Source organism: Streptomyces sp. NPDC001450, from assembly GCF_053597295.1.
In genome coordinates this window covers 180,689-206,074 of record NZ_JBSFHY010000006.1, presented here as the reverse complement: position 1 = coordinate 206,074, position 25,386 = coordinate 180,689, and the positions used below count along the sequence as shown (strand labels likewise).

General features: G+C 71.5%; 32 protein-coding genes and 1 pseudogene. 11 read left to right on the top strand and 22 right to left on the bottom strand.

Annotation, left to right across the window (positions count from 1 at the left end):
* Position 1 precedes the first annotated feature (1 nt).
* From ACWC5O_RS08685 to ACWC5O_RS08615, 15 genes are all read right to left on the bottom strand, one after another.
* On the bottom strand, positions 2-277 hold the full coding sequence (locus tag ACWC5O_RS08685; RefSeq protein WP_450585705.1) for a hypothetical protein: 276 nt from the start codon (positions 275-277) through the stop codon (positions 2-4).
* The gene (locus tag ACWC5O_RS08680) at positions 274-480 is read right to left on the bottom strand and encodes a hypothetical protein (RefSeq protein ID WP_450585707.1); all 207 of its coding nucleotides are present in this window, start codon (positions 478-480) and stop codon (positions 274-276) included. The genes ACWC5O_RS08685 and ACWC5O_RS08680 overlap by 4 nt, the downstream gene beginning before the upstream one ends.
* Positions 477-1,103: a hypothetical protein gene (locus ACWC5O_RS08675; RefSeq protein ID WP_450585708.1), complete on the bottom strand. Its 627-nt coding sequence runs from the start codon at positions 1,101-1,103 to the stop codon at positions 477-479. The genes ACWC5O_RS08680 and ACWC5O_RS08675 overlap by 4 nt, the downstream gene beginning before the upstream one ends.
* On the bottom strand, positions 1,100-1,576 hold the full coding sequence (locus ACWC5O_RS08670) for a phiSA1p31-related protein (RefSeq protein WP_450585710.1): 477 nt from the start codon (positions 1,574-1,576) through the stop codon (positions 1,100-1,102). Before ACWC5O_RS08670 ends, ACWC5O_RS08675 begins: the two co-directional genes overlap by 4 nt.
* On the bottom strand, positions 1,573-2,391 hold the full coding sequence (locus ACWC5O_RS08665; protein ID WP_450585712.1) for an exonuclease domain-containing protein: 819 nt from the start codon (positions 2,389-2,391) through the stop codon (positions 1,573-1,575). The genes ACWC5O_RS08670 and ACWC5O_RS08665 overlap by 4 nt, the downstream gene beginning before the upstream one ends.
* Positions 2,388-3,491: a recombination directionality factor gene (locus tag ACWC5O_RS08660; RefSeq protein ID WP_450585714.1), complete on the bottom strand. Its 1,104-nt coding sequence runs from the start codon at positions 3,489-3,491 to the stop codon at positions 2,388-2,390. Before ACWC5O_RS08660 ends, ACWC5O_RS08665 begins: the two co-directional genes overlap by 4 nt.
* A 1-nt stretch (position 3,492) precedes the next feature.
* On the bottom strand, positions 3,493-4,320 hold the full coding sequence (locus ACWC5O_RS08655; protein WP_450585716.1) for a hypothetical protein: 828 nt from the start codon (positions 4,318-4,320) through the stop codon (positions 3,493-3,495).
* Entirely contained in the window at positions 4,317-5,150 is an 834-nt protein-coding gene (locus tag ACWC5O_RS08650; protein ID WP_450585718.1) for a hypothetical protein, read from the bottom strand. Before ACWC5O_RS08650 ends, ACWC5O_RS08655 begins: the two co-directional genes overlap by 4 nt.
* Complete coding sequence (locus ACWC5O_RS08645) at positions 5,147-5,422, bottom strand: hypothetical protein (protein ID WP_450585719.1); 276 nt, start codon at positions 5,420-5,422, stop codon at positions 5,147-5,149. The genes ACWC5O_RS08650 and ACWC5O_RS08645 overlap by 4 nt, the downstream gene beginning before the upstream one ends.
* Positions 5,419-5,898: a hypothetical protein gene (locus ACWC5O_RS08640; protein WP_450585721.1), complete on the bottom strand. Its 480-nt coding sequence runs from the start codon at positions 5,896-5,898 to the stop codon at positions 5,419-5,421. The genes ACWC5O_RS08645 and ACWC5O_RS08640 overlap by 4 nt, the downstream gene beginning before the upstream one ends.
* Positions 5,895-6,305: a hypothetical protein gene (locus ACWC5O_RS08635; RefSeq protein WP_450585722.1), complete on the bottom strand. Its 411-nt coding sequence runs from the start codon at positions 6,303-6,305 to the stop codon at positions 5,895-5,897. The genes ACWC5O_RS08640 and ACWC5O_RS08635 overlap by 4 nt, the downstream gene beginning before the upstream one ends.
* Before the next feature lie 91 nt (positions 6,306-6,396).
* Entirely contained in the window at positions 6,397-6,903 is a 507-nt protein-coding gene (locus ACWC5O_RS08630) for a hypothetical protein (protein WP_450585724.1), read from the bottom strand.
* The gene (locus ACWC5O_RS08625; RefSeq protein ID WP_450585725.1) at positions 6,900-7,256 is read right to left on the bottom strand and encodes a hypothetical protein; all 357 of its coding nucleotides are present in this window, start codon (positions 7,254-7,256) and stop codon (positions 6,900-6,902) included. The genes ACWC5O_RS08630 and ACWC5O_RS08625 overlap by 4 nt, the downstream gene beginning before the upstream one ends.
* A 104-nt stretch (positions 7,257-7,360) precedes the next feature.
* Positions 7,361-7,582, bottom strand: a complete 222-nt coding sequence (locus tag ACWC5O_RS08620; protein ID WP_450585726.1) for a hypothetical protein — start codon at positions 7,580-7,582, stop codon at positions 7,361-7,363.
* On the bottom strand, positions 7,579-7,857 hold the full coding sequence (locus ACWC5O_RS08615; protein WP_450585728.1) for a helix-turn-helix domain-containing protein: 279 nt from the start codon (positions 7,855-7,857) through the stop codon (positions 7,579-7,581). Before ACWC5O_RS08615 ends, ACWC5O_RS08620 begins: the two co-directional genes overlap by 4 nt.
* A 243-nt stretch (positions 7,858-8,100) precedes the next feature.
* Here ACWC5O_RS08615 and ACWC5O_RS08610 point away from each other — a divergent pair, with 243 nt between their 5' ends.
* From ACWC5O_RS08610 to ACWC5O_RS08600, 3 genes are all read left to right on the top strand, one after another.
* Positions 8,101-8,574 carry a helix-turn-helix domain-containing protein gene (locus tag ACWC5O_RS08610; RefSeq protein WP_450585730.1) on the top strand — a complete coding sequence of 158 codons (474 nt, stop codon included), beginning with the start codon at positions 8,101-8,103 and terminating at the stop codon, positions 8,572-8,574.
* A 114-nt stretch (positions 8,575-8,688) separates the two neighbouring features.
* A complete protein-coding gene (locus ACWC5O_RS08605; protein WP_450585732.1) occupies positions 8,689-8,946 on the top strand; it encodes a hypothetical protein in 258 nt (85 codons plus the stop codon).
* A gap of 15 nt (positions 8,947-8,961) precedes the next feature.
* Positions 8,962-10,581, top strand: a complete 1,620-nt coding sequence (locus ACWC5O_RS08600) for a recombinase family protein (protein WP_450585734.1) — start codon at positions 8,962-8,964, stop codon at positions 10,579-10,581.
* A gap of 22 nt (positions 10,582-10,603) precedes the next feature.
* On the opposite strand, the pseudogene ACWC5O_RS08595 reads toward ACWC5O_RS08600, so the two are convergent.
* From ACWC5O_RS08595 to ACWC5O_RS08585, 3 genes and pseudogenes are all read right to left on the bottom strand, one after another.
* A pseudogene (locus ACWC5O_RS08595) lies at positions 10,604-11,185 on the bottom strand (esterase-like activity of phytase family protein); the annotation flags it as partial.
* Between the two features lie 130 nt (positions 11,186-11,315).
* Positions 11,316-12,596: an SWIM zinc finger family protein gene (locus ACWC5O_RS08590; RefSeq protein WP_450585736.1), complete on the bottom strand. Its 1,281-nt coding sequence runs from the start codon at positions 12,594-12,596 to the stop codon at positions 11,316-11,318.
* Positions 12,593-15,448: a DEAD/DEAH box helicase gene (locus ACWC5O_RS08585; RefSeq protein ID WP_450585738.1), complete on the bottom strand. Its 2,856-nt coding sequence runs from the start codon at positions 15,446-15,448 to the stop codon at positions 12,593-12,595. The genes ACWC5O_RS08590 and ACWC5O_RS08585 overlap by 4 nt, the downstream gene beginning before the upstream one ends.
* A gap of 209 nt (positions 15,449-15,657) precedes the next feature.
* Here ACWC5O_RS08585 and ACWC5O_RS08580 point away from each other — a divergent pair, with 209 nt between their 5' ends.
* Entirely contained in the window at positions 15,658-15,840 is a 183-nt protein-coding gene (locus tag ACWC5O_RS08580) for a hypothetical protein (protein WP_450585739.1), read from the top strand.
* A 100-nt stretch (positions 15,841-15,940) separates the two neighbouring features.
* Here the strand turns inward: ACWC5O_RS08580 and ACWC5O_RS08575 are convergent, their stop codons facing one another.
* Positions 15,941-16,783, bottom strand: a complete 843-nt coding sequence (locus ACWC5O_RS08575) for a hypothetical protein (RefSeq protein ID WP_450585741.1) — start codon at positions 16,781-16,783, stop codon at positions 15,941-15,943.
* 140 nt (positions 16,784-16,923) lie between these two features.
* Complete coding sequence (locus ACWC5O_RS08570) at positions 16,924-17,220, bottom strand: hypothetical protein (RefSeq protein WP_450585743.1); 297 nt, start codon at positions 17,218-17,220, stop codon at positions 16,924-16,926.
* A gap of 98 nt (positions 17,221-17,318) precedes the next feature.
* Here ACWC5O_RS08570 and ACWC5O_RS08565 point away from each other — a divergent pair, with 98 nt between their 5' ends.
* The gene (locus tag ACWC5O_RS08565) at positions 17,319-18,224 is read left to right on the top strand and encodes an oxygenase MpaB family protein (protein ID WP_450585744.1); all 906 of its coding nucleotides are present in this window, start codon (positions 17,319-17,321) and stop codon (positions 18,222-18,224) included.
* Here ACWC5O_RS08565 and ACWC5O_RS08560 read toward each other — a convergent pair.
* Positions 18,201-18,734 carry a PadR family transcriptional regulator gene (locus ACWC5O_RS08560; RefSeq protein ID WP_450585746.1) on the bottom strand — a complete coding sequence of 178 codons (534 nt, stop codon included), beginning with the start codon at positions 18,732-18,734 and terminating at the stop codon, positions 18,201-18,203. The two genes, ACWC5O_RS08565 and ACWC5O_RS08560, sit on opposite strands and share 24 nt — an antisense overlap.
* Positions 18,735-18,851: 117 nt before the next feature.
* Between ACWC5O_RS08560 and ACWC5O_RS08555 the strand changes: the two genes are divergently transcribed.
* Positions 18,852-19,607 (top strand): alpha/beta fold hydrolase, encoded by a 756-nt coding sequence (locus ACWC5O_RS08555; protein WP_450585748.1) that lies wholly within the window; start codon positions 18,852-18,854, stop codon positions 19,605-19,607.
* Between the two features lie 13 nt (positions 19,608-19,620).
* Here the strand turns inward: ACWC5O_RS08555 and ACWC5O_RS08550 are convergent, their stop codons facing one another.
* Positions 19,621-20,220 carry a class I SAM-dependent methyltransferase gene (locus tag ACWC5O_RS08550; RefSeq protein WP_450585750.1) on the bottom strand — a complete coding sequence of 200 codons (600 nt, stop codon included), beginning with the start codon at positions 20,218-20,220 and terminating at the stop codon, positions 19,621-19,623.
* A gap of 152 nt (positions 20,221-20,372) precedes the next feature.
* Here ACWC5O_RS08550 and ACWC5O_RS08545 point away from each other — a divergent pair, with 152 nt between their 5' ends.
* From ACWC5O_RS08545 to ACWC5O_RS08525, 5 genes are all read left to right on the top strand, one after another.
* Positions 20,373-21,146, top strand: coding sequence for an MHYT domain-containing protein (locus tag ACWC5O_RS08545; protein WP_386581342.1), 774 nt, complete (start codon positions 20,373-20,375; stop codon positions 21,144-21,146).
* 48 nt (positions 21,147-21,194) lie between these two features.
* Positions 21,195-23,717 carry a sensor histidine kinase gene (locus ACWC5O_RS08540; RefSeq protein WP_450585752.1) on the top strand — a complete coding sequence of 841 codons (2,523 nt, stop codon included), beginning with the start codon at positions 21,195-21,197 and terminating at the stop codon, positions 23,715-23,717.
* A complete protein-coding gene (locus tag ACWC5O_RS08535) occupies positions 23,714-24,151 on the top strand; it encodes a roadblock/LC7 domain-containing protein (protein WP_450585753.1) in 438 nt (145 codons plus the stop codon). The genes ACWC5O_RS08540 and ACWC5O_RS08535 overlap by 4 nt, the downstream gene beginning before the upstream one ends.
* 18 nt (positions 24,152-24,169) lie before the next feature.
* Positions 24,170-24,583, top strand: coding sequence for a DUF742 domain-containing protein (locus ACWC5O_RS08530; protein WP_450585755.1), 414 nt, complete (start codon positions 24,170-24,172; stop codon positions 24,581-24,583).
* Between the two features lie 197 nt (positions 24,584-24,780).
* A complete protein-coding gene (locus tag ACWC5O_RS08525) occupies positions 24,781-25,383 on the top strand; it encodes a GTP-binding protein (RefSeq protein WP_450585756.1) in 603 nt (200 codons plus the stop codon).
* The last annotated feature ends 3 nt before the right edge of the window (positions 25,384-25,386 follow it).

The following is a 25,386-nucleotide window of genomic DNA, read 5'->3' as shown; positions in this document are numbered from 1 at the left end:
GCTACTTCCTCCGTCGCTTGTTCTTTGAGTGGTGCAGGGCGGCGTACTCGCGGGCGCCCGCCGCTCGTATTTCGGGGATCGGGCACTCGTCTCGACGGTGCCGGCTGTACCGGATCGCGAGTTCCTCGACGGCGGCGTATCCGACGGCGTCCTCGGCGTGCCCGCAGGGGCACGTGAAGTCGCCGGCGGCGAGGCTCTTCGCCTTGCTGCTGTCGAGGCGGACCCGCAGCCCGTAGCCGGGGTGCGGGTTGCCGATCGTCGGCCCGATCCCGTTCACTGCTGCTCGCCGCCGAGGGCGTCGACCTGGTCGTCGTCGAGCAGCCCGCAGTCGTGCCAGTGCTCGACGAGGTCGCCCTGATTGGGCAGCCTCGGCACCGGGCGGGCAGTCGCAGCCGAGGTCTCGTCGAGGGTCCGGCGGCGAGGGGCGACAGCCGTACCGGGGATCGTGGGGGCGCCGGGCGCGGCGCTGCGCCGCTTCACGCGGCGACCGCCCTCGCGTTGCGCTGCAGGAACGGCTCGGGCCAAACCGCCTTGCTCAGGTAGTCGCGCTGCGCCTGCGGCATGTCGAACAGCGGCACGTCGCACCAGTCGTGACCGGCGGCGCGCAGCCACCACGCGTCGGCCTGGTCGCCGCCCTTGTCGTCGGCGAACTCGACGCCGTCGGCGAGGTGCGCGGCCGCAGCCATGTCGGCCTTCTCCGCATTGCCCTTGTCACAGGCGAACGACTTGAGCGTCTTCGTGTTCACGTACGCCCACGGCACATCGGCATCGACGAGCACCGACTGCACGACGCCGTGCAGGCAAGCCATCGCCTTCAAATTCGTGAGGCTCATGCGCCCCGCGTTCATGGGCAGGTCTTCGATCACGGCGAGGTGCGGCCGCTGCTCGGCGACCTCGACGATCAACCGGTCGCGGATGACTGTGAGGCGGCGCGGGCCGTCCTTCTGCCGGGTCCGGATCCGGAACGTCGAGCCGTCGGCGCGGGCGACGCCGGTCGAGGTGATCGACAGGTCGAGCCCGATAACACGGAACCCGGCGGGCGCAGTCGGGCCGTCGTCGAGGACGAACGAGCCGGGCGCCATGAGTCCGGGAATCGTCGTCATGCTGCACCCCCCGGCAGCGGGGCGATCGGCCCGCACATGGCGCGCAGCACGTCGAGCGGCTGCACCTCGGCCCGGTACTCGGTGCGCATCATCGGCACACCCGACATGCGGTCGAGTTCGCCGTTCCAGCGCCACGCCCGGCCGTACGCGTCGCCCCACAGCACCGACAAGTCCCACGCGTGACCGGTGCCGTCCCACCACAGCGACCGCGCCCGGTCGAGGGTCGACCCTTGCGGGTGCAGCGGCTCGGCCGGCCGCTCCCACGTCGGCGGTTCGGCCGCCGGGGTGCACGGGCCGAGCGGGTGCGAGGCGATCAGGTCGGCCGCGATCACGCGCAGCAGCGCAGCCGTGCGGATCGGGCACATCGTTTCCTCGCCGATCAGCTCGGCGTTCCCCTCGGTGTCGACGAGCAACACGAGCGGGTGCTCGGTGAGGTCGACGAGCCGGGCGTACGCGAATGCGTCGTCGGTCATGCGGGTGCCCCCTCGGACTCGGTGGTCGGTGCGGCCCACGGGCGCTGCGGCCATGCGCCGTCGACGACGGCGTCGGGATCGGTCTTGCGGAAGTGCGCTTGCAGCCCGGCCGCTTGCTCGGCGGCGAGTTCGATCTGCCGCTCGTGCAGCTCGGCGAGCGTGAGGTCGCGGAACGCGTTGAACCGCAGCCGGCGCTCGGCGAGCACGTTCTCGGGCCAGTCACGGCGCCGCGCGTGCGCGAGCCACCCGATCCGGAACGCCACCACCGCGGCGACCTCGGCGTCGTACGAGCAGCCGTGCGCCGCCTTGTCGTCCCACGGCACGCCGTAGAACTGCGCGAGGGTGACGAGCTGCCGCGCGCCCTGCTCCTCGCTCGGCCGCCGCCGGTACGGCACGGCGTACGTGTCGAGCACCCGCGTATCGATCACGTGCAGCGGCCGGTCGCCGATCCGCTCGGCGAGCGTCGACAGCTTGTACCGGCGCAGCTCGCGGTCGAGCAGCGTGAGGTCGAACGGGACGTTATGCCCGACGACGGGAACACCGTCGCGTACCTGCACCGCGAGGAACGCGGCGACCTGGTCGGCGACCATGTCGGCCGGGTCGCCGTGCATGCGGGCGTACTCGGTGGTGATCTTGTGCACGGCGGTCGCCTCGGCCGGGATCTCGATCCGCGGGTCGGCGAGCCACTCGTGCGACTCGCGGGTCTCGCCGCCGCCGAGGGCGTGCACGGCAGCGGTCACGATCCGGTCGGACTCGACGTCGACGCCGGTCGTCTCAAGGTCGAACGCGGCCAGCCGGCCGAGGTGCCATGTCATCGGCGGGCCCCCGTTCCGGGCTGCGCCGCCGTCGGCCACGCGGCCGCGGGGTGCGCGACCGGCGGTTCGGTGTCGGCCGGCTCGCCGTCCTCGCGCACGACCTCGACGTCGTACACGCCGTCGGCGTCCGGGCCCGGCTCGTCGCCGGCGTCGCCCTGGTCGCCGATCTCGCCCGTGCGCGGGTCGATCCCCTTAGCTATGTCCTCGGCGATCCGGTGCAGATCCTGCGACAGCTCGTCGGACCCGTCGCGGGCGACGTGCCCGGCACGGTTCGCCTTGTGCCATACCTCGCGCACCTCGTCGGCGGTGCGGCACTGGCGTGCCTCGTCGAGGTAGTCGGGGCGCCCGGCGGGCGCCGCCTCGATCGCCGGCCGGTCGAGGCTGCTCGGGTCGAGCGCCGCCGCCGTCGACAACGGGCCGGACAGTGCCTGCCGCAGCGTCGGCAGCGACGGCACCATCATCACGACCTGAAAGCGCTTCGTCTTGCCTTTGCGGACCGCCGTGCGCTGCTCGATCCACATGCGCACCGGCATCATGCCCTTGCCGCCGGTCGCCTGCAGCACCGTGTCGAGCCCGCCCGCCATGGCGTCGGCCGCGTAGTACGAATGCGTCTCCAACCGCCACACGCCGATATCCGGCAGGTCCGGCAGCATGACGCCGACGCGCGACGTCGGACGGCACACCTCGTCGGGCTTGCGCTCGTGCCAGTCCTCGCCGTACCGGGCGAGGCAGATGCACGGCTCACGCTTGATCCGCTCGATCTCGCCGTCGCAGCGCCGGACGCACCCGCCGCCCGACCACATTTCGTAGGACTGCGACAGCGGGTCGCCGGCGGGCAGGATCGCGCGCAGTTCGCGCGCCTCGGTGACGACACGGAACTGCTCGACGTTCTGCCCCTGCGGCGTCCACGGCTCGACCGTGCCGCCGTACAGCTCGGCGGCCCGTTCGACGTAGTCGCGCGAGTGCGACGACAGGATGAACGTCTGTGACTTCATCGGGACCCGCTTGCGCTTCGGGTCGTCATGCGGCCGGCTGTAGCCGGTGCGGATACGGCCGAGTTCGGCCGCCTGCCGCTGCAGAGTCTTGATACGGGCGCCCATGTCAGGCTGCCTTTCGATCGGTGGCACCCGGCGCCCACGGCGGCACGAGCGCCGGGTACGAGCCGGGAGCGGAGTGCAGATAGCGAGCGGTGCGCGTAGCACCGAGGAACGCGCGGAACTGCTCACGCCCGGACGGAACCGGAATGAACGCGTGCGACCGCGGCCGCAGGTTGAGCAGCGCCGTACGGTGCGGCCGCGGCGCCTCGACCTCGCGGTCGTCGGGCAGCAGCAGAACCGGCGCGTGACGCAGCGCGGCGAGCTGCAGCGGCTGATCGTCGTAGACCGTCGTCGCAGGCTTGCGCGCGCTCGTCTTGTAGTCGACGAGCCACAACTGCCGCCGCCGGTACCGACCCGAGTGCAGCCACACCCATAGATCGCCCGTGCCGGCGTAGCCGTAGTGGCGGTGCAACACGGTCGCCTCGGTCGCCTCGACGTCCGCGACGAGGTCGACGTGCCACAGCCGAAAGAACCGCGCGAGCTGCCGTGCGTACGGCTCGACCTCGGGGTCGGCCGGGTACGGCACGCCCAACACTTGAGCCTGCGCCCGGTTGTGGATACGGCTGCCGAGGTTCTTTGCCCGCTCGGCGTACAGCCGGGGCGCGGCGACGAGTTCCCGTCGCAGCGCGGTCGGCTCGGTGCGGGCACGGCGGGCGGTCGCGATCGGGTCGGCGATCACGGTGTCGGCGACGAGCCCGGCACCCCACGGCACGAGCGCAGGCTTATGGATCGAGTCGAGTGCGTTCGTGACGCTGATCAGGTCCGGGCCCCCGGCGGGGTCGCGGTAGTAGCGACCCCGCTCGGTGGCGACAGCCCATTTCGGGTCGGTCACTGGTCGCCGCCTGCCTGCGTCGGCGGGTGAGTGGCATCGGCCGCTGTGCGGCTGCTCTTCTCACGTGCCTCGCGGATCCGGGCGTCGAGCCGTTCCTGCTCGATCCGGGCGACCTCGTCGGCGAGGTCGAGCGCCTCGTCGAGCCCGTACGCGAACGCCTCGGCCCACCCGATCTCGGCGACGTACTGCCATCCGTCCGGGTCGCGCCACGCCCGCAGCCCGCACACCGCGCCGTCCGTGACCGCCCACCGGTCCGAGCCGGCCGACTCGCGCTGTACGACGAGCTCGCCGTACCCGCCGCCGAGCCCGTCGGGCAGCGGCACCCGGTACTCGGATGCGAGGGTGAGATGCGTTGCAAGGTGCTGCACGTACTGCGCGAGCACCCACGGTTCGGCGCCGTCGAGGTCCCACCGATCCGGGTTGGCCATGGTGGCGAGCACGTCGTCGGCGAGCTGCCGGTACGACTGTGCGTCGAGGGTGAGCCGCGAGGGGTTCAGGTCGTCGCCGAGCAGCTCGCGGCGCGTGCTCGCGACCGCCTCGTCGATCGCTGCCTTACGGCCAAGTTGCCCGGCGATGACAGCGAACAGCATGTGCTGCAGCGCCTCTTGGGCATCCCGCGCATGGGCGGCGTACCGGTCGGCAGCGCCGCCGGCGGACAGAGCGCGGGTGCGCGCTATGCGCCACGCGATCCGGTACCGGTCTCGCTCGGTCTGCAGACGCTGCGACTCGCCGTCGTACTGCGCGAGCACCTCGCGGGCAATGGCGTTCGGCTCGGCGCTGTCGGCGTAGTAGACGCGCAGCGCGTGCTCAATCACGTCGCGGATGCTCATGCGGACTCACCCGCCTCGCGGTCGGCGTTGAGCAGCTCGACGAGGTACAGAGCGACCGCCGCCGACTCGACCGCGATGACGGGGTCGGGGCAGCAGCCGAACGCGCCGGGTTCCTCCGAGGCGACGTGCTCGTCGTCGGTGCAGACGGGCGCGATCGCGTTCGGCTCGACGGCGTATTCGAGGAACGTCACGCGCCACTCGGGCCGGTCGTCGCCGGTCGTGGTGCGTAGGTACTCGGCGGCCGCGGTGCGGGCGTCGGCGAGGGCACTCACGATGCCTCACCCGCCTCGACGAGCTGCGGGATACCGCGCTCGGCACGAAACTCGGCGATCGCCTTCATGCAGCACACGGGCTCGCCCTCGACGCTGTGCTCGTCCTGTCGGTTCGCGGGGTCGGTCGCCTCGTCGGCGGTCAGTACCTCCCACCGCAGCCGGCAGTGCGAGCACACGTGCGTCTCGGTCCACTTCACGGCGACCTCGTCGACGTGCGGCCGGCGCCGCAGCTCGGCGGCGATCTCGTCGCAGCGCTGCCGGTACGCGCCGTCGACGTCCCGACTCACCATGTCGTCGGGCACCGACATGCCGGCCGACAGCTTGCCGAGCCGGCGCGGCAGCACGGCGATCGTGATCGGCCCGCTCGGGGCGACGAACTCGGCGAGGTCGCCGAGCCCGTCGAGCCCGAGGTCGGCGGGGCGGCGCGGCTTGATGGTGACCATCACCCGCCACTCGTCGCGGTATGTCTCCTTCACGCGGCCGCACCCCCCTCGCCGCGCAGCACCGACTCGACCGTGCGGGCGTTCGCCTCGGCCTCGGCCTGCAGCGCGGAGATCGCAGGCTTCGCGAGTTCCTCGATCCGGTACGCGAGCCGCAGCGCCTGCAGCCCGTAGACCGGCAGCTTCGTGCGCACCTCGCACACGAGGTCGGCGACGAGGGACTCGAACGGCAAGTCGGCGGGGCGCTCGATCAGGTGCGGGTCGCGCGCCTGCGCCTCGTACAGGGCGTCGAGCCGGTCGGCGAACCGGTCAGTGAGCAGCGCCTTAAGTACGTCGGTCACGACGGCGTCGACGAACGGCTCGACGTCGAGGGTCACGCCGGTCGGGATCGGCTCGACAGTGATGCGGTACGGCCCGTCGACGGGCGTGTTCTTGTTGGTCATCAGGAACCCCCGGCAGAAGAGGCAAGAACCAGGACGGCGGCGACGAGCAGCAGCCCGACGACGTCCAGCGCGTTCGTGATCAGTGCGTGGCTCACGGGCGGACCGCCGTCCGGCGGTCGAGGCGGTCGTGCATGTCGCCGTACAGGGCGGGCACGCCGACACCGACGAGGCGGGCGCGAACGCCGGCGTACGTGCAGCGGACGATCATCGACACCCCGGTCGAGTCGCCACGGGCGTCGCCGACGCCGAGGGCGTGCATCCACTGCTTCCAGTCGGCGAGCGACTGCGGGTGAACAACGATGCTCACCTCGCCGCCGGCCGCGGACACGTCGGGCTCGCCCGGCATGCCCTCGGTCTGAGCGCGCGCAGTGTCGGCCGCTTCCTTCGCGCGGCGGCACTGGCCGAGGGCGGCGACGGCGGCCGGGCTGCGCTCGGGCCGGTTGCGGCCGGGCTCGGCGAACGGGTCGGCGGAGCGTACGAGCAGCCGCGCGTCGTCGAGTGCCTGCGCCACTTCGAGGGCGACGTCGGGCGACGTGCCGTGCACGATCGCGGCCGCGATCACGCGGGCAGCCGACTCGACATGCGGGTTTGCGGTCACTGCTCGACCCCCGGCCGCACCTCGGCGAGCACGGTCTCGCCGTCAACGACGACGGCGTGCACGCGGATCGGGACCGTCGAGCCGTCGCCCCGTTCCGGGGTCGAGGTGTGAACCGTCCACATCGCGACGCCGTCGGCGCCGCTGCTCTGCACGATCCCGCCGCCGAGGTCGTACAGCCAACGCGACAGATCGCGGGCGCCGGTGACCGTGATGTGCACGGCGTCGGGGCGCGGCGTCAACGTCGCGGCGGGCAGCGGCAGATAGTCGAGCATCGACCGCACGGCGAGTTCGTTGCTCGCCGTCAGATCGGCGTCGGTGAGGGGGTGCGGGCGTTCGGTAGGCTGCGTGCTCAAGGCACTCGCCTCGCTTTCTTCCTAGCTGGATGAGTGGGGCGTGCGCCCCGGGGTCGTTCCGCTGCTTGGCCGTTGCGGGACGGCCCCTTGGTCTGTCGGGCGAGCTACGCGGCGAGCGGCTGCTCGGTCGCCTCGGCGTCGCGGCGCCGGATGATTTCGGCCTCGATTGCCTCGACCGAGCCGAGCCGGTGACCGGGGTAGTACGCCGCTTCGGCCGCTTCGCGAGGGGTGCGTGCGGCGCGCTCGGCAACGGCGTCGACGAGGGCGACGGCGGCCGCCTGTATGGCGCGAGCCCGCACCAGCGACGGCGTCTCGGCGGCCGTCATGCCGCGGCCTGTACGCCGGTCTGCCTCGTGCGGCTGCTCTTCGCGCGGCTGTTCTTCGGCTTGGCCGTGCCGAAGGTGAACACGTCCTCGAAGGCGACGCCGTACGTGCTGCAGATACGAGCGATCGCGGTCGGACCCGCCGGCCCGCCGTTGCGCAGCCGGTGCAGGGTGCCGACGCCGAGCCCGGTCGCCGCGGCGAGCTGCTCGTACGTGGTGTGGCCTCGGGAGTTGGCGACGACGAGAAAGTCGTCGACCTTGAGCACGATGGTGTCCATCGGCTTCCTTCCAGTGGTGGAAGTTCTGGCGATGGATGGAAGCTAGCACGGTTCTTCCGATGGTGGAAGTTCCAGTGGTGGAAGTCGTCAAGATTCCTATTCCGATTGCGGAATCCGTACGCATGTTCGAGTATGGGAGCGACGTGCGGCGACGGCGGAAGGTTGCACGGCGGACGACTAGACGTGTGCTTCCGCTGATGGAATGTCGACTAACCGGCCTTCCACTAGCGGTAGCCTGCGCGCATGCGGAGACGAGAAGACGAGACCGAGAGCACGGAGGGGCGCCCCGAATGGCTGGTGTGGCTGACCGGCGTACTGACCGACAAGGGGTACGACCTCTCATCGGAGCGCAGCGGCGGCCGCGCGGAACTCGCGCGTGACACCGGGCTGTCGGCGTCCATCATTGCCCGGCTCATGGCCGGTAAGCCCGTGTCGTACGAGACGCTCCTCGCCCTCGCTCGCACAACGGGCATTCCGGTCGCGGAGCTACTTGTTCGAACGGGCAAGGCGACGGAAGATGATTTCTCTCTTCCGGGGCGGGAATCCGGTCAATCTGAGGTACTGTCGCGAAAGCGCTTGACACCTGAAGAGGTGGCAGTCGCGGCAGGAGTGCCCCAAGAAGACCAAGCATGGTTCGCAACGATGGTTCGGCGCATTCGGCGAGGCGGCAACGACAATGGCGGCAGCGCTACGGGGGGTGCTGCCGCAGAGGGGTGAACAATGCGGGATCAGCGCAGAGTGATTGTTCTGGCCAAGGCTTGCGCGATTGTGGGGATCGTGTGCGCCCTTCACGGAACCATCACAGACCGCGCAAGTACGTATCGAGGCGGCATGGTTACGCTGCTCGCCTCGGCAGCCGTCGCGGTCCTCGTGACCTCCCGTGTCAACGCTAAAGAGATCATGGCGCATCAAGCGCGAGTAGCCCGCCTGTCTGCACAAGAGCGGCAGGCGTACGCGGAAATGGGCTGGAAAGCTGCCCGGCTCGACGCACTTACGGAAGAAACCCCGGCGGTGGCGGGCGAAGCGGAAATCGTGAACCTTCCGCACGCCCGCCACACCCCGAATATGCGTCGAAATGGGAGCGCATAAAGGGTTGGGGGTTTCATGGTACGACCGAGGGCATCCGTAATTGTCCCTCCGGTGCGATCCGTCGTTAAGGCAAGCGAACTGATCCCGGTTATCGGATACGCCCGCGTCTCAACATGGCGCGAGGAAATGATCAGTATCGACATTCAGAAAAGCGTCGTCGAGGATGCAGCAGCGCGACAGCACCGATACGTCGCCGAATGGATCATCGACGAGGACGCGACCGGCCGGAACTTCAAGCGCAAGGTGATGCGCGCGATCGAGATCGTCGAGGACGGCGGCCGCCCCGAACGCGAGCTGTGGGCATGGAAGTTCAGCCGCTTCGGCCGCAACCGGCACGGCGTCGCGATCAATCTAGCCAGGATCGAGGACGTCGGCGGCGAACTCGTCAGCGCCACCGAGGCAGTTGACGCGAAAACAGCCGTCGGCAGGCTCACACGCGGCGTGCTACTGGAGATCGCAGCGTTCGAGTCCGACCGGGCGGGCGAGCAGTGGAAGGAGACGCACGAGCTGCGTCGCCGCCTCGGGCTGCCCGCAGCCGGCGGCCGCCGCTTCGGGTACGTCTGGCACCCGCGGCGCCTGCCCGACGGCCGGGGCGGATGGGTCCTGCAGGAGGAACGATACGAAGCGCTGCCCGACGAGGCAGAGCTAGCCGTCGAAGGCTTTCAGGACTACATACGTGGGAAGACCGGGTTCGGCCTGATCGCCCAACGATGGAACGATCTTGGGTTCCTCAACACCCGCGGCGCCCGCTGGCAAGACCAGGGCGTGAAAGGGTTCATGGATTCAGGCTTTGCGGCCGGGCTGCTGTACGTGCACAACCCGGATGCCCCGTGCGGCGATCCGTCGGGCTGCAAGAACAGCGATCATTACGGGCACCTCGCTGCTGAACATGAGTCAATTATCGGCGGTGAGGAGTGGGACAACTACAGAGACATGCGTGCCGTGCGCCGCAATACGCCTCGGCGCGCACTCTCGCCCGTTTATCCGCTCGCAGGTCTCGTGCGCTGCGGAGTGTGCGGCAGCTCGGGCCAGATCCACCAGACACGCAACGAGCGGGGCAAGGCGTACCGCTGTCACGCCCGCGCCCGGCGTGTAGCCGACCACGACGCGGTGTGGGTGCGCCGAGTTGTCATCGAGGATGCCGTGTTGGCGTGGCTGGTCGACCTGCGGCAGGAGATCGACAACATCGTCGCGGGCAAGGTGGCGATCCCGAAACCGCGGCGCGAGCCCGACCTCGACAAGAAGCGGAAGAGGCTGCAGCGGGAGATCGAGCGGGCGACGGGCGCGATTCAGCGAGCGTTCGACGCGTACACGGACGGCGATGCGCCTCGCGACGTCTACATGCGCACGCGGGAGAGGAACGAGACGAAGCGTGACAAGGCGCAGGAGCAGCTCGACAAGCTGCCCAAGCCAGACGACGAGCCGGCGTCGCCGGTACCGCACCGGGAGACCGTCGTCGGTTTGATCGCCGAGTGGGACACGATCAGCGTGCATTCGAAACGGGTGCTGCTCGGCAAGGTGATCCGCCGGGTCGAGATTCGCCCGGATGATCAGGTGACAGTCGTGCCGGTGTGGGCTCCTCCCGATCCGCCGAAGCGTCGGGGTCCTGGTCGGCCGCGGTACAACCCGGAGTAGGCGGGGTGTGTGTTATTCAGTTCTGGTCGACGAGCCAGAAGGTCCCGTCCCCGGCCCGCACGATGCCCTCGGTGTCCAGACCGTTCGGGTCGTACGACAGCGGGGTCGTGGCGTCGTAGGTGTACGGCGCCTCGTCGCGGCTCTTCTGGTTGGGCAGCCCGGTGACGGCCTTTCCCGACGACGTGGTGATCGGGATCGCGTCGATCACCTCGATGGAGTCCCCGGAGACCCGGATCTTCACGATCGCGGGGTCGAATCCCGGCACCGGGAACGTCCGGCGCTTCTTGCCGTCCACCTTGATCTGACCGTTGGGGCCGCGGTCGGTCACGGTCCAGTACTCGCCCTTGCGGCCGGCCGGGTAGATGTCGCTGCCGATGCCCCCGAGATCCACTCCGTGGTCGTCGTCCACGCTGCCGGGCAACAGCGCGTTGCTGACCGCGCCGAGCGGGATCTCCCCGAGGGTCGCCGCGTGGATGACGCGGGCGTCCTCGGACGGCGCCGCCGTGGCCGTCCCCGCGGCCACGAGGGCGGCGGCCACGGCCAGGGGCAGGCCCGTGGCGACGGAACGGTGGACACGGCGCCGGCCGGTGGCGTGCGGGGACATCGGGCCTCCTGGGAGCAAGTTCGTTGACTGCGGCCACATTTGGGCCCCAGGAGGAACGCCGCACGACCTCGCGGTGAACAAGCGGCGTCCACCACTCGTCGGGTCGCCCTCGCATCGGACTGGCCGGCCGTCAAGTGCCCGTATACGACTGGTCCTCCGGGCTGAGCCGCGCCGTGGCCAGAGCCGTCGCCGGATCCCGGGCGGCGCCGCCCGCCGGAACCCAGCGCCCGCCCTCCTCGCGGTAGGGCCACCAGCCGCCCTCCCGGCCGAGGCGCAGCTGAACCCCTTCCGCCGGGACGGTCCAGCGGTTGCCGACCGGCCGGAACGACGGCCGCTCGTCCTCCTCCCAGCCCGCTTCCAGGGCCGCACGCGCGCGTGCGAGCGCCTCGCCCTCCACCTGCCACTCCTCGTCGAGCACGGCCAGCGCCGCCGCACCTCCGACGCGCCACGCACGAACGGCCGTCGCCAGCCCGTCGCCGCCCCGCCCCGCCCCTTCGGCGAGCCGGTCGGCGACAGCACCGGGAGCGGCGCCGGCGGCGAGCCGTACGGCGTCCTGAGCGGCCGTCAGTCGCAAGTCCGGCTCCCCGCCGGCGCCGAGGCACTGCCCGAGCATCCGGTGGGCCTCGACGGCCGTCCGCCCCGCCAGGTACTGCAGCGCCACGGGGTCGATCCCGGGCACCGGAGCCGTCTCGGCGTCGAAGGACGGCGGTTCGCCGGGGCTCTCCGGGAGGCCGGGCAGAGCGGGCAGCGGAGGCAGGATGTCCGCGGCCGCCCAGGCCTCCGCCGCGTCCATGCCCTCCGCCTCGGTGGAATCGTCGGAGGAGGCGGCGCTCCGCAGGTGCAGCCCCTCCAGGAACGCGCTCCGCGCCCGGCCCCGCATGAGCACAAGCACGAACGGATCCTCGTCCAGCAGACGCGCGACCTGATGGCACAGGGCAGCGGTGTGCCCGCAGTGGTCCCATGTGTCACAGTCGCACTCGGGTTCCAGATCGCCCAGGCCCGGTAGGAGTTCGATCCCTCTGACCGCCGCGTCCTCGATCAGATGCGAGGGCAGTTCCCCGTCGAGGAGCGAGGCCAGGTGTCCCGCCTGCTCCACGGCCAGGTCCAGAAAACCGGCCCACTGTTCTTCGGACAGCTCCGGCACCAGGACGTCGGCCCGGTGCTCCCCGCCTTTCGGATCGCGGACGACGGCGGTGACCCGGCCCGGCCGTACCGTCACCGCGCCGACGCCGCCCCCGCGCGCGAGTCGGCGCCCCGCCTTCACCGCGATGGAATCCAGTGCCGCATCCTCCAGCGCTCCCAGCCAGGCGCGGCCCCACCAGGTCTGCGCGAACCCGCGCCCGCGCGGGGGCGGCAGTGCGGCGAACGTGCGCTCCGGGCCACGGTCGTGCTCGTCGTCGTAGTGGTTCATCGTGCCTCCCCGCGCAGTTCCACCAGTGCGGCCAGTTCCGTGTCCGTCAGCTCCGTCGGAGCCGCCGCCTCACCCGCGCCGAGCACGGCGTCCGCCAGTTCCCGCTTGCGCCCCAGCATTTCGGCGATGCGGTCCTCGACGGTCCCCTCGGCTACCAGCCGGTGCACCTGCACCGGGCGGGTCTGCCCGATGCGGTACGCGCGGTCGGTGGCCTGCGCCTCGACCGCTGGGTTCCACCAGCGGTCGTAGTGGACGACATGTTCGGCCCGCGTGAGGTTCAGGCCCGTTCCCGCAGCCTTCAGCGAGAGCAGGAACACCGGCACCTCGCCCGCCTGGAAGCGGCGCACCAGCGCCTCGCGCTCAACGACCGGGGTGCCGCCGTGCAAGAGCTGCGCGGGCACCCCACGGGCCGTCAGGTGCCGTTCGAGCAGGCGGGCCATCCGCACGTACTGCGTGAAGACCAGGACGCCCGTGCCCTCCGTGAGGATGGTGTCGAGCAGTTCGTCCAGCAGCTCCAGCTTCCCCGAGCGTCCCGTGAGCCTCGGATCGTCCTCCTTGAGGAACTGCGCCGGGTGGTTGCAGATCTGCTTCAGCCCGGTCAGCAGCTTCACGATCAGGCCCCGACGAGCCATGTCGTCGGCGTCCGCGATCCGTTCGAGGGTCTCGCGGACCAACGCCTCGTACAGGCCCGCCTGTTCCTGCGTCAGTGCCACCGGGTGATCGGTCTCGGTCTTCGGCGGCAGTTCCGGAGCGATGCCGGGGTCGGACTTCCGCCGCCGCAGCAGGAACGGCCGCACGAGCCGTGCGAGATGCTCCGCGGCGGCGGGATCCCGGCCGGCCTCGACCGGCTGGGCGTACCGCGCGTGGAAGGTGCCGAGGCGGCCGAGCAGACCCGGTGTGGTCCAGTCGAGGATCGCCCACAGTTCCGTGAGGTTGTTCTCCACCGGTGTGCCGGTGAGCGCCACACGCGCGCGTGCGCCGATGGACCGCAGCGCCCGCGCGGTCGCCGCATACGGGTTCTTCACGTGCTGCGCCTCGTCGGCCACGACCATGCCCCAGGGCACCTCGGCGAGCCGCTCGGCGTCCAGGCGCATGGTGCCGTAGGTCGTGAGGACGAACTCCCCGTCCGCCAGGGAGCCGAGACCGCGCCCGGGCCCGTGGAACCGGCGCACCGGGACACCGGGCGCGAACTTCTCGATCTCCCGCTGCCAGTTGCCGAGCAGGGACGCCGGGCAGACCACGAGCGTGGGTCCGGCCGACGAGGCGTCCGACTGCCGGTGCAGGTGCAGCGCGATCAGCGTGACCGTCTTGCCGAGCCCCATGTCGTCGGCCAGACAGCAGCCCAGCCCGAGGGCCGTCGTCCGGGCCAGCCAGCCGAGGCCCCGCAGCTGGTAGTCCCGCAGGGTGGCGGCGAGGGCCGGAGGCGGGACGGCGGGCTGTCCCGCCTCCGGATCCGCGAGCCGCTCCCGCAGCTGCGCCAGCCATCCCGTGGGCCGTACGTCGACCCGGTGGCCGTCGACCTCGCCCGAACCCGTCAGAGCGGCGGCCAGCGCCTGGACCGGGGCGATGGAGCGGTCCTGGCGGGTACGGGCGCGGGCCGCCTCCCGCGGGTCGACCAGCACCCATCGGTCGCGCAGCCGCACGAGGGGGCGCTTGGCCTCGGCGAGCCGGTCCAGTTCCTCGCGCGACAGCTCGCGCCCGCCCAGCGCGAACCCCCAGCGGAAGGAGAGCAGGGCGTCGGCTGAAAGGAACGACGGCAGCGCCGAAGCCTCGCTGTCCGGCGGACCGACGGCCGCGTGGGCGGTGAGCTCGCGCGACAGCTCTTTCGGCCAGTGCACGTCGACTCCCGCCGCGGCCAGTGCCCGAGCGCCCTCGCCCAGAAGTTCGGTGATCTCGTCGTCGGCCAGGTCCACCACGTCGGGTACGGCGACGGAGAGCAGCGGTGTCAGCGGCGGCCACGCCCGGGCCGCCCGGCGCAGTGCGAGCAGTGCGTCGGCCCGCGCGCGGGGGTCGAACGCGTCGCGCGCCGGTCCCGAGCCCGCCCACAGGTCGGCGGCGTCCGCGACGTCCGCCGCCCCGCTCAGGCCGTGCACTTGGAGCACCGCACGGAACCGCACAGGGGAGTCGTCCTCGAGGACGGCGCCCTGCAGACCGGGCGCCTCCACGCGCAGCGACAGCCGGACGCCCGCGTCGTGGCCGGCGGCGATGTCGTCGGCCCACGCGCGCAGGCCGGGCAGATGCCGCGGTTCCGGTGCCGCGTACGCGGCACCGCCCGTCACGAGCGGTGCGGCCGGGGAGCGGGGGAGTGCGTCGGCGACCGCGTCCAGGAAGGCGCGCAGCAGCCGCTCGGGGTCGGGCAGCCGAGGGCGCCCGCCGGCAGCGAGCGGCACGGCGTGTGCCTCCGGAGGCATGGCCGCGGCGAGTTCGCGGACCAGCTCCGCATCGCCCGCGGACAGCGGTCCCACTCGCCAGGCGTCGTGATCGCCGGAGGAGAGCCCTGGCAGGAGCAGGCCGCGCGCCACGAAGTGCAGGGCCAGCAAGCCGGCCGTGCCCCAGAAAGCGGTGGCCCGATGGACCCCTGCCTCCGCACGCGCGCGCGTGAGCATCGGCAGGGCGGCGCGCACCGGCAGCAGCAGAGCGGGCACCCGTACCCGCTCGACGGCCCGGTCCGGCGCGGGCACCACCAGGTCCAGCTCCGAGACGGACCCCTGGGCGAGATCGGGGAGAGCCTCGCCGTCCGGTCGCCAGAAGGCCATCAGGCCGGCGCGGGCGGGGCCGGACGGTACGAACACCGCGCAGCAACGGGCCAGTTCGGACAGATCGGAGGATGGTGCCGTAGGAGTCCTCTGCACAGTTCCGCCGCACTCCTCAAATTTGACTACTCGATCGGAGTGGTCGAGCGTACAGCGCGCGGCAAGCCCACCTCGAAGGCTTACGCTGTGATCTGGACCACTAAGGGGCGCGTCTCAGGGAAGTCTCAGGGTCGAGCTTCGGAACCGCCGGGAGCGCGGGGCCGTTCTCAGAGCAGAGAGCGGCAGTGGCCGCGAAGGAGGCGACGCTCATGTCCAAGACCGCGAAGATCGCCGCAGGGGGTGTGGCGGTCGGTCTCATCCTGCTGATATGGCTGCCCTGGTGGGTGGCGTTCCTCATCATGGTGGGGGTTCCGGCCGCCGCGTACCTGGCGCTGGACCCCTCGCAGCGGCGCAGGCTCCGCCGGGTCGGACGCAAGGAGCTCGGCCGCTGAGAGACCGGCGAACGGACCAGGTCCGTTCGCCGGGGCGGCCGTGGGCGCGCTCTGGGCCGCCGGGGAACGCGCCTCCGCTGAGGGAGCGGCCCCCACGGGGTCAGCTGGGCCGCACGGCCATCTTGTCGAGCGCCTCCAGAAGACCGGGCAGTTCGGGACCCCGGCCCACCGGCAGGACCTCTCCGGGCTTCTCGTCGAGCAGGACGAACGCGATGTCGTCGGTGCGCGCCACCATCGACCATCCGGGGCCGTCGGCGCGCAGCGTCCGAGCGTCGCCCGGGGCGAACGACGAGCGCACCCGGCCCAGCGGCGGCGGCGCGTCGATGTAGGCGCGCGCCTCGGCGAGCACCCGCCGGACGCCCTGGTGGCCTCCCTTCGGCGCGCTCTCCTCGTCGTCCGTCGCGGCCTCCGCCGTCTCTGTCCGCTCACTGGCCGAAGGGAAGTAGTCGTCGCCGATCTGCTCCCGCCAGACCGCCCACTGCAACGCGATCTCGTCGGCGCCCAGACGCCGCTGGGCCGGACCCCAGGAACTGGTGTCCGGCGGAGTCAGAGCGGGCCCCTCCGCGACCTCGGGGTCGGGGTCGTGCGGTGCGGGCACACCAGGTGCGGCGACGGCGACCGCCAGCGGCCAGCCCGGCAGAGCCGCCACGACCGTGCGCTCGTCCGGTGACAGCTCGTACTCCATGCCGCAGTCCCACGACGCGATCGCCACGGCGACCATCGAGACGTCGTCGATCACGACCGTCCAGCGGGCGCCGTCGCCGTCCTGTCCGAGCACCAGGCCGTACCCGTCGGCGCGCGGCGCGAGGTCAAGCGCCGCGCAGGCCTCCGGGTAGTCGTCGCCCAGCACGCTCGGAAACTGTGCCGGCGTCAGCAGCACCGCCGTGAGCACGTACAGCGCCTCGTCCGCGGCGGCGACGGCCTCATTGTCCGTCCCGGCCATCCCTGCCTCCCCAGTGGTTCGTCCATCGGCGCGCACCCTAGTGCGAGCGGAAGCCGCTTGTCACGACTCCGCACACCACGCGGAGCTGCAGGTTTCCACCTGGACGGGGCGAAATGACCACCGCCGACGGGGCCCGCCTCTCAGGCCGCCGGCAGCCCGAGGAGGTCGCGGGCCACTGCTCCGGGCGACTCGTCGCGCTCCCGGGCGAGCGCTATGACCGCCCGGCACGCCAGCTCGCTCACCCCGAACGACAGCGCTTCCGGAGACACCCATGCCGCCGCCTCGTCGATCCGGTCCTGATCGTCCTCGGCGCAGGCCGCCACATAGGCGGCCGCCGCTTCGAACAAGTTGTGTGCACGCCGGTCCCGGGTGTCCGTCGCCCCGGCCCGCGAGGAGGTGCGGAATCTGGCGGCGTACTTGCGCATCATGTCGAACACGTGCCCTACCTTCCCCCTGAATGGGGTCGTCACTGATCGCTCACTTGCTCCTGTTCAACGTAGAGTTGGAACTTCGGCGACAGAAGGGGGACGGCACGGTGAAGCGCTTCGAGCGGCTTGAGCGGATCCGTCGGATGGATCCGGTGGTGGACGCTCTGGAGATCTACCGGCTCAGCGTGGCGTTCGAATTCCCCTGGGACTACACGCGCGCCTTGGAACTGGCCCTGTACCGCACCTACGCCGTGCCCAGCATCGGGCGGCTGCTGGCGCAGACCGCGGAGCTGACCGAGCGCACACAGAAGCGCTACGACGACACCGCGCTGCTCCTCGACGCCGTCGTGGAGCACGGCTTCACCGCCGACGAGGGCCGTACGGCGATCCGTCGCATCAACCAGATGCACCGCAGCTACGACATCAGCGACGACGACATGCGCTATGTGCTGTCCACCTTCGTGGTGGTGCCCAGGCGCTGGATCGACGCCTACGGCTGGCGTCGCCTGTCCCGGCACGAGGTCGTCGCCACCACCGAGTACTACCGCACCCTCGGCCGGCACATGGGCATCCCCGGCATCCCCGAGACCTACGAGGAGTTCGAAGCGCTCCTCGACTCCTACGAAGAGGCGCACTTCGCCTGGGACGAGCAGGGCCGTCGGGTCTCCGACGCCACGCTCGAGCTGATGTCGTCCTGGTACCCGCGCCCGCTGGCACCGCTGCTGCGCACGGCCACACTCGCTCTCCTCGACGAGCCGCTGCTGCGCGCCTTCCACTACGCGCCGCCGAGCCCGGCCACCGTCTCGCTCGTGCGCCGTGCGGTCCGCACACGGGGCCGGCTGGTCCGGCTGCTGCCGCCGCGCCGCACACCGCATTTCGCACGGCAGAACTGGGAGATCAAGGGCTATCCGAACGGCTACCGGCTGGCCGACCTGGGCACCCGCCCGGTTCCGGGAATGGGCGGCTGCCCGGTACGGCACCTGGACACCTCAGCGGCCGACGGCCTCGAGTGAGGCGAGGGTCTCGCGCAGCCACGCGAGTTCGGCGCGGCTCGTGGCACGCGCGATCTTGAGCACCCCACGACGGAACGGGTCGTCCAGTTCCTCGGCGGCCAGCGGCCGGTCGCCGTCGTAGAAGAAGCTCGCCGGTTCCTCCAGAAAGGCCAGCCGGCGCCGTAGCACGGCCGCCTGGGCCGCCGGGTCGTCCAGGTGGCGCAGGAACGCGAGCAGCGTGAACCAGTGGTTCTCGTCGGTGATCTCGCGCTGCCCGGGTTCGGCGAGGCGACGCCGCAGCTCCTGCCTGCCCTCCTCCGTGAGCGTCAGCACGTGACGCGGCGCCGCCACGGCACCGGGCTCGGTGGTCCGCGCCAGCAGGTCCGCCTTCTCCAGTCGTTTGATCGCCGGGTACAGCGTGCTCTCGGCCACGGGCCGCACATGGCCGGTGAGTGCGGCGATGTGCCTGCGCAGGACGTAGCCGTGCAGCGGGGCGTCGTACAGGAAACCGAGGATGGCGAGTTCCAGCATGCCCGCATTCTCTCGTACACCCGCTGTACAGCGAAACCTCGATATTACGTTTCCAAGATACATCGTTGCCGATGTATCTTGAGGTGTACGTCATCGCAGGCATCAGGGAGGGGCACCGTGGAGCAGGCCGAATTCGACGGCAAGGGGAGCCGGATCCGGTGGACGGAGGTGCCCGGTGAGGAGCCCGCGCGCGTGTACCTGCACGGACTCGGATCGGTCTCCTCCGTGTACCACGCGCACATTGCGGCCCGCCCCGAACTCGCGGGCAGGCGCTGTCTGTTCGTGGACCTGCCCGGGCACGGCATCAGCGACCGGCCCGAGCGCTTCGGCTACACGCTGGAGGAGAACGCCGACGCCGTGGCGGCCGCACTGGACCAGGCCGGCGTCACCGGTGCCGAGTTGATCGCGCACAGCATGGGGGGCGCCGTCGCCATCGTCCTCGCTCACCGGCGGCCCGACCTCGTCTCCCGGCTGGTCCTCACGGAGGCCAATCTGGACGCCTTCCCGCCGCAGACGGCGGCGAGCAGCGGCATCGCCGCCTACGGAGAGGACGAGTTCGTCGAGGAGCAGTACGCGCGCGTGCTGGAGGCCGTGGGCCCGCTGTGGGCGGCCACGATGCGGCTGGCCGATCCGCGTGCGCTGCACCGCAGTGCCGTCGGTCTCCGCCGCGGCTCGGATCCCGTGATGCGCACCATTCTGGAAGGCCTGGCGATCGACCGTGTCTACCTTCAGGGTGAGCTCAGCGGCGAACTCCCGGGCAGGGAAAGCCTGGAAGCCGCCGGGGTCCGCGTGGTGACGGTACCCGGCGCAGGGCACAACGTCATGTTCGACAACCCCGACGCCTTCGTGGCCACCGTGGCGGGGCGAAGCTGATCCGCCCCGGCCGTCAGCCCTCGCGCACCGCCAGGGCGAGGAAACGGGCATCCTCGTCGACGTACGACGTCATGCGCCATCCCGAGCGGGCCAGGAGAGGACCGAGACTGGCCTCGGCCCGCAGGTCGTCGGGGGAGATCTGCCGCCCCTGACGCGCCGCCAGGGCCGCGCGGCCGATGGGATGGAACAGCGCGAGCATCCCGCCCGGCCGCACCACGCGGACCAGCTCCCGCAGGTTCTCGGAGGGCTGGGGCAGGTGCGCGATCAGGCCCGCCGCGAACACGGCGTCCATCGAATCCGAGCGCAGCGGCAGGGCCGCGACGTCGGCGAGCAGCAGCCGCCCCTCCTGGTGCCGCCCGGCCCGTACGGCGGCCTGGAGCATCGCCGGGGTCAGATCGACCCCGGCCACCACTCCGGACGGCCCCACGGCTGCACGCAAGGGCGCAAGGGCGCGTCCGGTGCCGCAACCGGCGTCGAGCACGCGGTCACCCCGGCGCAGGCCGAGGTTCGCGACGGCGGCCGTGTAGGCAGGGCCGTCGTCGGGGAACCTGCTGTCCCAGTCGGCGGCGCGGGCGGTGAAGAACTCCTGGACATGTGTGTGGTCGTCGCTCATGCCCCGCATGATCCCTCACCGGCAAGGGGGACGTCCCTGTGCGCATGTTCGAGCTGGACGCGATCGTTCCATCGCCTCTCTGTGTCATATTCCAACACCTTTCGAAATGCGCCCCCTTCGTGCGCCCCTGCCCCGACTAGCGTCCCGGGGCCATGGGACACCTGGACCACGCCGCCTTCGGCTGGCTGACCCCCGCACTGTCGTACGTGATGGCCTGCATAGGCGCCGCACTGGGACTGCGCTGCACCGTGCGCGCGCTCGCCACCACCGGCCGGTCGCGCCGCAACTGGCTCGTCACCGCCGCCTCCGCGATCGGGACGGGCATCTGGACCATGCACTTCGTGGCCATGCTCGGCTTCCGCGTCAGCGGCACCGACATCCGGTACGACGTGCCGCTGACCATCCTGAGTCTCGTCGTCGCCATGGTCGTCGTCTGTGCCGGCGTCTTCGCCGTCGGATACAGCAAGGATCGCAACCGGGCCCTCCTCCTCGGGGGGCTCACCACCGGGCTGGGTGTCGCGAGCATGCACTACCTGGGCATGGCCGCGGTACGGCTGCACGGTCAAGTGCACTACGACCCCGTCCTCGTCGGACTCTCGGTCCTGATCGCCGTCGTGGCGGCGACCGCGGCCCTGTGGGCGGGGCTCAACATCAAGTCACCCCTCGCGGTCACCCTCGCCTCCCTCGTCATGGGGGCGGCCGTCAGCAGCATGCACTACACCGGGATGTTCGCGGTGAGTGTGCGCGTCACCCCTTCCGGCGAGGTCCTGCCCGGGGCCACGGCGATGCAGTTCATCTTCCCCCTCGCCGTCGGCCTCGGGTCCTATCTGTTCCTCACCTCGGCCTTCGTCGCTCTCTCGCCCACGGCCGACGAGCGCGAGGCGTCCGCCTCGGCCCAGCGGCCCGTCCAGAGCGTCGCCCGCTAGCGGGAGCCCGGCCCCGGAGCCCCGACCCACGTCCCGAGCGAGGAGGCCATGCGCCCACCACGTAGTACCCCCAGAGCCGGCGCCCCCGCCCAGTCCCCATCCCCGCCCCGCGGCCGCCGCGCACACGCCGGACCACCGGCCGACGAGGAGGCGGGCGGGCTCCTCGACACACCGCCGGAGAACGCGCCCCCGCGAGCGGGCCGTTGGCGCATGCGCGCCCGCACGGTGCGTGCCAAGGTGGTCTGCCTGCTGATGGTGCCCGTCATCTCCCTGCTCGCCCTGTGGGCGTACGCCACCGTCAGCACCGTCCAGGACGTCGCCCGGCTGCGTCAGTCCCAGCGGGTCGACGCCGAACTGCGCACCCCGGTGGCCGCAGCCGTCGCCGCACTGCAGACCGAGCGGGCCGCGGCCGTGCGCTATGCCGCCGACCCGGGCGCGGGACCCGGCGACGACCTCGAAGGCCTCGCCGCCCGTACCGACCGCGCGGTGGCCAAGCTGCGGCTCGGCCACGACAACACCGTCGCCGACAGCCAGGAACTGCCTGCCGGAGTCGGCGGACGCCTCGAGGACTTCGTCACCGGCGCCGAGCACCTGCGCGCGCTGCGGACCGCCGTACTCGACCACAAGGCCGGCTGGAGCCAGGTGTACGCCCAGTACACGAACATCATCGGTACGGCCTTCACGGTGGACGGCGCCCTCACCGGCGTCCAGCAGGCCGACGTCGGCACCGACGCGCGCGTACTGCTCGAATTCTCCCGCGCCGCCGAGGCGCTGGCCCAGGAGGACGCGATCCTCGGCAGCGCGCGCACGGCCGCCGGCCTGCAGGGCGAACGGCTACGGCTGTTCGGCGCGGCCGTCGCCACGCGCCGCACCCTCTCGGAGGAGGCCGTGGACGACCTGCCCGGCACCCAGCGCGCCGCCTGGCGGGACCTGGCCGGCAGCAGTGCCTATACCGGCCTCACCGCCACGGAGGACAAGATCCTCGCCGCCGGCACCGGTGCCAAGGCGGTGGACACCGCACCGGCGAGCGCCTGGAACGCCGCCCACGCGCGCGTGCAGGACGCGATGCGGGCCATCGCGACGGACACCGGCCGCGCCGTCGCGGGCAGCGCCGACCCGTTCACACGCGGCTTTCTGGGCCCTGCGGGCGCCGCGGTGCTCTTCGGCCTCGCCGCCGTCGCCACCTCGCTCGTCATCTCCGTCCGCATCGGGCGGGCCCTCGTGGTCGAGCTGGTGAGCCTGCGCAACGACGCTCTGGAGATCGCCCGCCGCAAACTCCCCGCAGCGATGCGGAAACTGCGCACCGGCGAGGAGATCGACATCCAGGCCGAGGCGCCCGCCGGGCCACCCGCCGAGGACGAGACCGGCCAGGTCGCCGAGGCCCTGACCACCGTGCACCGTGCCGCCCTGCACGCAGCGGTCGAGCGCGCCGAACTCGCCAGCGGTATCTCCGGAGTCTTCGTCAACCTGGCCCGTCGCAGCCAGGTACTCGTACACCGCCAGCTCAGCCTCCTGGACAGCATGGAGCGGCGCTCCGACGACCCCGACGAGCTGAGCGACCTCTTCCGTCTGGACCACCTCACCACCCGGATGCGGCGCCATGCCGAGAGCCTGATCATCCTCTCCGGAGCCGCGCCCGGCCGGGCCTGGCGCATGCCGGTGTCCCTCACGAACGTCGTACGCGCCGCCGTCTCCGAGATCGAGGACTACGCGCGCGTGGAGGTTCGCCAGCTCCCCGAGGCGTCCGTCATCGGCGCGGCGGTCGCCGACGTCACCCACCTGCTCGCCGAACTCGTCGAGAACGCCGCCCAGTTCTCGCCGCCCCACACGCGCGTGCGCGTCACCGGAGAACCCGTCGGAAACGGCTACGCCCTCGAAGTCGAGGACCGCGGCCTCGGTATGGGCGCCGACACCCTCGCGGAGGCCAACCGGCGGATCGAACAGTCCGAGGCCCTGGACCTGTTCGACAGCGACCGTCTTGGACTGTTCGTGGTCAGCAGGCTGGCCTCCCGGCACGGCATCAAGGTGCACCTGCGCACATCCCCCTATGGAGGCACCACCGCGGTCGTCCTGGTGCCCACCGCCCTGCTGCACACCCGCGCCGCCGAACGCCCCGCCCAGGAGGAGGCACCGGCACGGCCGGAGCAGTCGCGCGATTACGTGCCCGTGCCCGACCCGCCCCCGCTGCCCTCCGAGGTCACCGCGCAGACTGTCCGGCCCGCCCTCGCGGCCAGTGCGCCGGCTCCCTCGACCCCCGCGCACGAACCTCCGCCCCCCGGAGTCACCACCTTGAGGCTGCACCGCCCACCGAACGACTCCGAATCCTCCGACGACCTCCCACGCCGAGTGCGCCAGGCGAGCCTCGCGCCCCAACTCCGCCATCAGCGCCCCGAAGAGACGGTGCCGGAACCCGACCCGCGCGGCGACGACCGGCGTACCCCCGAACTCGTACGGGACCGCATGGCGGCCTATCGCGCGGGCTGGGCCCGCGGCGGCGGCAGGCAACCCGGCCGCAGAGCCGCCCCGGAACCCGAAATGGGCAGTGACAGCACTGAAGGAGACCCGGCATGATCCAGGACCCGAACAGGAGTGCCGCCCAGCGATCCGGTGAACTCGACTGGCTGCTGGACGACCTGGTGATGCGGGTGAGCGAGGTACGGCACGCCGTCGTGCTGTCCAACGACGGCCTGGCCGTCGGCGCCTCCACCGGCCTCGCACGGGAGGACGCGGAGCATCTCGCGGCCGTGGCCTCCGGCTTCAACAGCCTCGCCAAGGGCGCGGGACGGCACTTCGGCGCGGGCGGCGTGCGCCAGACCATGGTGGAGATGGACGAAGCCTTCCTCTTCGTGGCCGCCGCCGGCGAAGGCTCCTGCCTCGCCGTGCTCACCGCGGTCACCGCCGACATCGGCCTGGTCGCCTACGAGATGGCACGACTGGTCAAGCGCGTGGGTGAGCACCTCTACACCGCGCCCCGCGTCGCCGCCCAGCCGCCCGCCGCCGGATGAGCCGGAAGGGCGGCATCCATGACCGAGAACCCGACCGACGGCCCGCGCGAGCAGGGCAGCCAGTGGTACGACGGCGAGGCCGGGCCCCTGGTCCGCCCCTACGCCATGACCGGCGGACGCACCCAGCCCGGACCCACCGGAGTGCGCTTCGACCTGATCGCCCTCGTCACCCTCGACCCCGCCGCACCCGCGGCGGACGACGACACCGCGCTCGGCCCCGAACACCGCGCCCTGGTCGACCTGTGCCGCATCGAGACACAGTCCGTCGCCGAACTCGCGGCCGACGCGGATCTCCCGGTGGGTGTGGTCAGGGTGCTCCTCGGCGACCTCCTGGAACTGGGCTGCGTCACCATCAGCCGCCCGGTCCCCCCGGCCCACCTGCCCGACGAACGCATTCTCCGTGAGGTCATCGAGGGGCTGCGGGCGCTGTAGATGAACATTCAGAATCCGACGGGCGCCGCACGGCATCCCGTTCCGTGCGCGTTCCGGAACCGACCGGGCGCGAAACGGTCACATCAGGCGTGTTCCGGTCCAATCCCCCCGAGGGGTTCCGGAGTTGTCATGATGCTGACTTCCTGTCCCGAGCAGTCCGACACCGACCGCAGCCGGCCCTCCCGAGAGAAGTGATCATGGTCTCCGAGCACTCCGACGCAGCCGGCGACATGTCCGCCCTGGCATTGAAGATACTGGTCGCCGGCGGCTTCGGTGTCGGCAAGACAACCCTCGTCGGGGCCGTCAGTGAGATCCGCCCCCTGCGCACCGAGGAACTGCTCAGCGAAGCCGGCCAGCTGGTGGACGACACCGACGGCGTGGACCAGAAGGTCACCACGACCGTCGCCATGGACTTCGGCCGCATCACCATCCGCTCCGGCCTCTCCCTGTACCTCTTCGGCACACCGGGGCAGGACCGCTTCTGGTTCCTGTGGGACGAACTGGCGCAGGGAGCCCTCGGTGCCGTGGTCCTCGCCGACACCCGCCGCCTGGAGGACTGCTTCCCGGCCGTCGACTACTTCGAACACCGGCGCATCCCGTTCGTGGTGGCCGTCAACTGCTTCGCCGGAGCGCGCAGCTACGGCGCCCACGACGTCTCCCGGGCTCTCGACCTGGACCGGGGAACACCCGTGGTCCTGTGCGATGCGCGCGACCGGGACTCCGGCAAGGAGGTGCTGATCCGCCTCGTCGAGTACGCCGGGCGGATGCACACCGCCCGACTCCTCGACTCGGTGGGCTGAGCC

What these genes read in the sequence shown, in the direction of transcription:
- ACWC5O_RS08600 (WP_450585734.1), top strand. Translation starts at nt 8,962, where the DNA reads ATGGTACGACCGAGGGCATCCGTAATTGTCCCTCCGGTGCGATCCGTC.
- ACWC5O_RS08620 (WP_450585726.1), bottom strand. Translation starts at nt 7,582, where the DNA reads ATGACGGCCGCCGAGACGCCGTCGCTGGTGCGGGCTCGCGCCATACAG.
- ACWC5O_RS08540 (WP_450585752.1), top strand. Translation starts at nt 21,195, where the DNA reads ATGCGCCCACCACGTAGTACCCCCAGAGCCGGCGCCCCCGCCCAGTCC.
- ACWC5O_RS08550 (WP_450585750.1), bottom strand. Translation starts at nt 20,220, where the DNA reads ATGAGCGACGACCACACACATGTCCAGGAGTTCTTCACCGCCCGCGCC.
- ACWC5O_RS08635 (WP_450585722.1), bottom strand. Translation starts at nt 6,305, where the DNA reads ATGACCAACAAGAACACGCCCGTCGACGGGCCGTACCGCATCACTGTC.
- ACWC5O_RS08665 (WP_450585712.1), bottom strand. Translation starts at nt 2,391, where the DNA reads ATGACATGGCACCTCGGCCGGCTGGCCGCGTTCGACCTTGAGACGACC.
- ACWC5O_RS08615 (WP_450585728.1), bottom strand. Translation starts at nt 7,857, where the DNA reads ATGGACACCATCGTGCTCAAGGTCGACGACTTTCTCGTCGTCGCCAAC.
- ACWC5O_RS08575 (WP_450585741.1), bottom strand. Translation starts at nt 16,783, where the DNA reads ATGGCCGGGACGGACAATGAGGCCGTCGCCGCCGCGGACGAGGCGCTG.
- ACWC5O_RS08650 (WP_450585718.1), bottom strand. Translation starts at nt 5,150, where the DNA reads ATGAGCATCCGCGACGTGATTGAGCACGCGCTGCGCGTCTACTACGCC.
- ACWC5O_RS08560 (WP_450585746.1), bottom strand. Translation starts at nt 18,734, where the DNA reads ATGCTGGAACTCGCCATCCTCGGTTTCCTGTACGACGCCCCGCTGCAC.
- ACWC5O_RS08605 (WP_450585732.1), top strand. Translation starts at nt 8,689, where the DNA reads ATGGTTACGCTGCTCGCCTCGGCAGCCGTCGCGGTCCTCGTGACCTCC.
- ACWC5O_RS08525 (WP_450585756.1), top strand. Translation starts at nt 24,781, where the DNA reads ATGGTCTCCGAGCACTCCGACGCAGCCGGCGACATGTCCGCCCTGGCA.
- ACWC5O_RS08660 (WP_450585714.1), bottom strand. Translation starts at nt 3,491, where the DNA reads ATGGGCGCCCGTATCAAGACTCTGCAGCGGCAGGCGGCCGAACTCGGC.
- ACWC5O_RS08530 (WP_450585755.1), top strand. Translation starts at nt 24,170, where the DNA reads ATGACCGAGAACCCGACCGACGGCCCGCGCGAGCAGGGCAGCCAGTGG.
- ACWC5O_RS08675 (WP_450585708.1), bottom strand. Translation starts at nt 1,103, where the DNA reads ATGACGACGATTCCCGGACTCATGGCGCCCGGCTCGTTCGTCCTCGAC.
- ACWC5O_RS08610 (WP_450585730.1), top strand. Translation starts at nt 8,101, where the DNA reads ATGCGGAGACGAGAAGACGAGACCGAGAGCACGGAGGGGCGCCCCGAA.
- ACWC5O_RS08580 (WP_450585739.1), top strand. Translation starts at nt 15,658, where the DNA reads ATGTCCAAGACCGCGAAGATCGCCGCAGGGGGTGTGGCGGTCGGTCTC.
- ACWC5O_RS08545 (WP_386581342.1), top strand. Translation starts at nt 20,373, where the DNA reads ATGGGACACCTGGACCACGCCGCCTTCGGCTGGCTGACCCCCGCACTG.
- ACWC5O_RS08590 (WP_450585736.1), bottom strand. Translation starts at nt 12,596, where the DNA reads ATGAACCACTACGACGACGAGCACGACCGTGGCCCGGAGCGCACGTTC.
- ACWC5O_RS08535 (WP_450585753.1), top strand. Translation starts at nt 23,714, where the DNA reads ATGATCCAGGACCCGAACAGGAGTGCCGCCCAGCGATCCGGTGAACTC.
- ACWC5O_RS08670 (WP_450585710.1), bottom strand. Translation starts at nt 1,576, where the DNA reads ATGACCGACGACGCATTCGCGTACGCCCGGCTCGTCGACCTCACCGAG.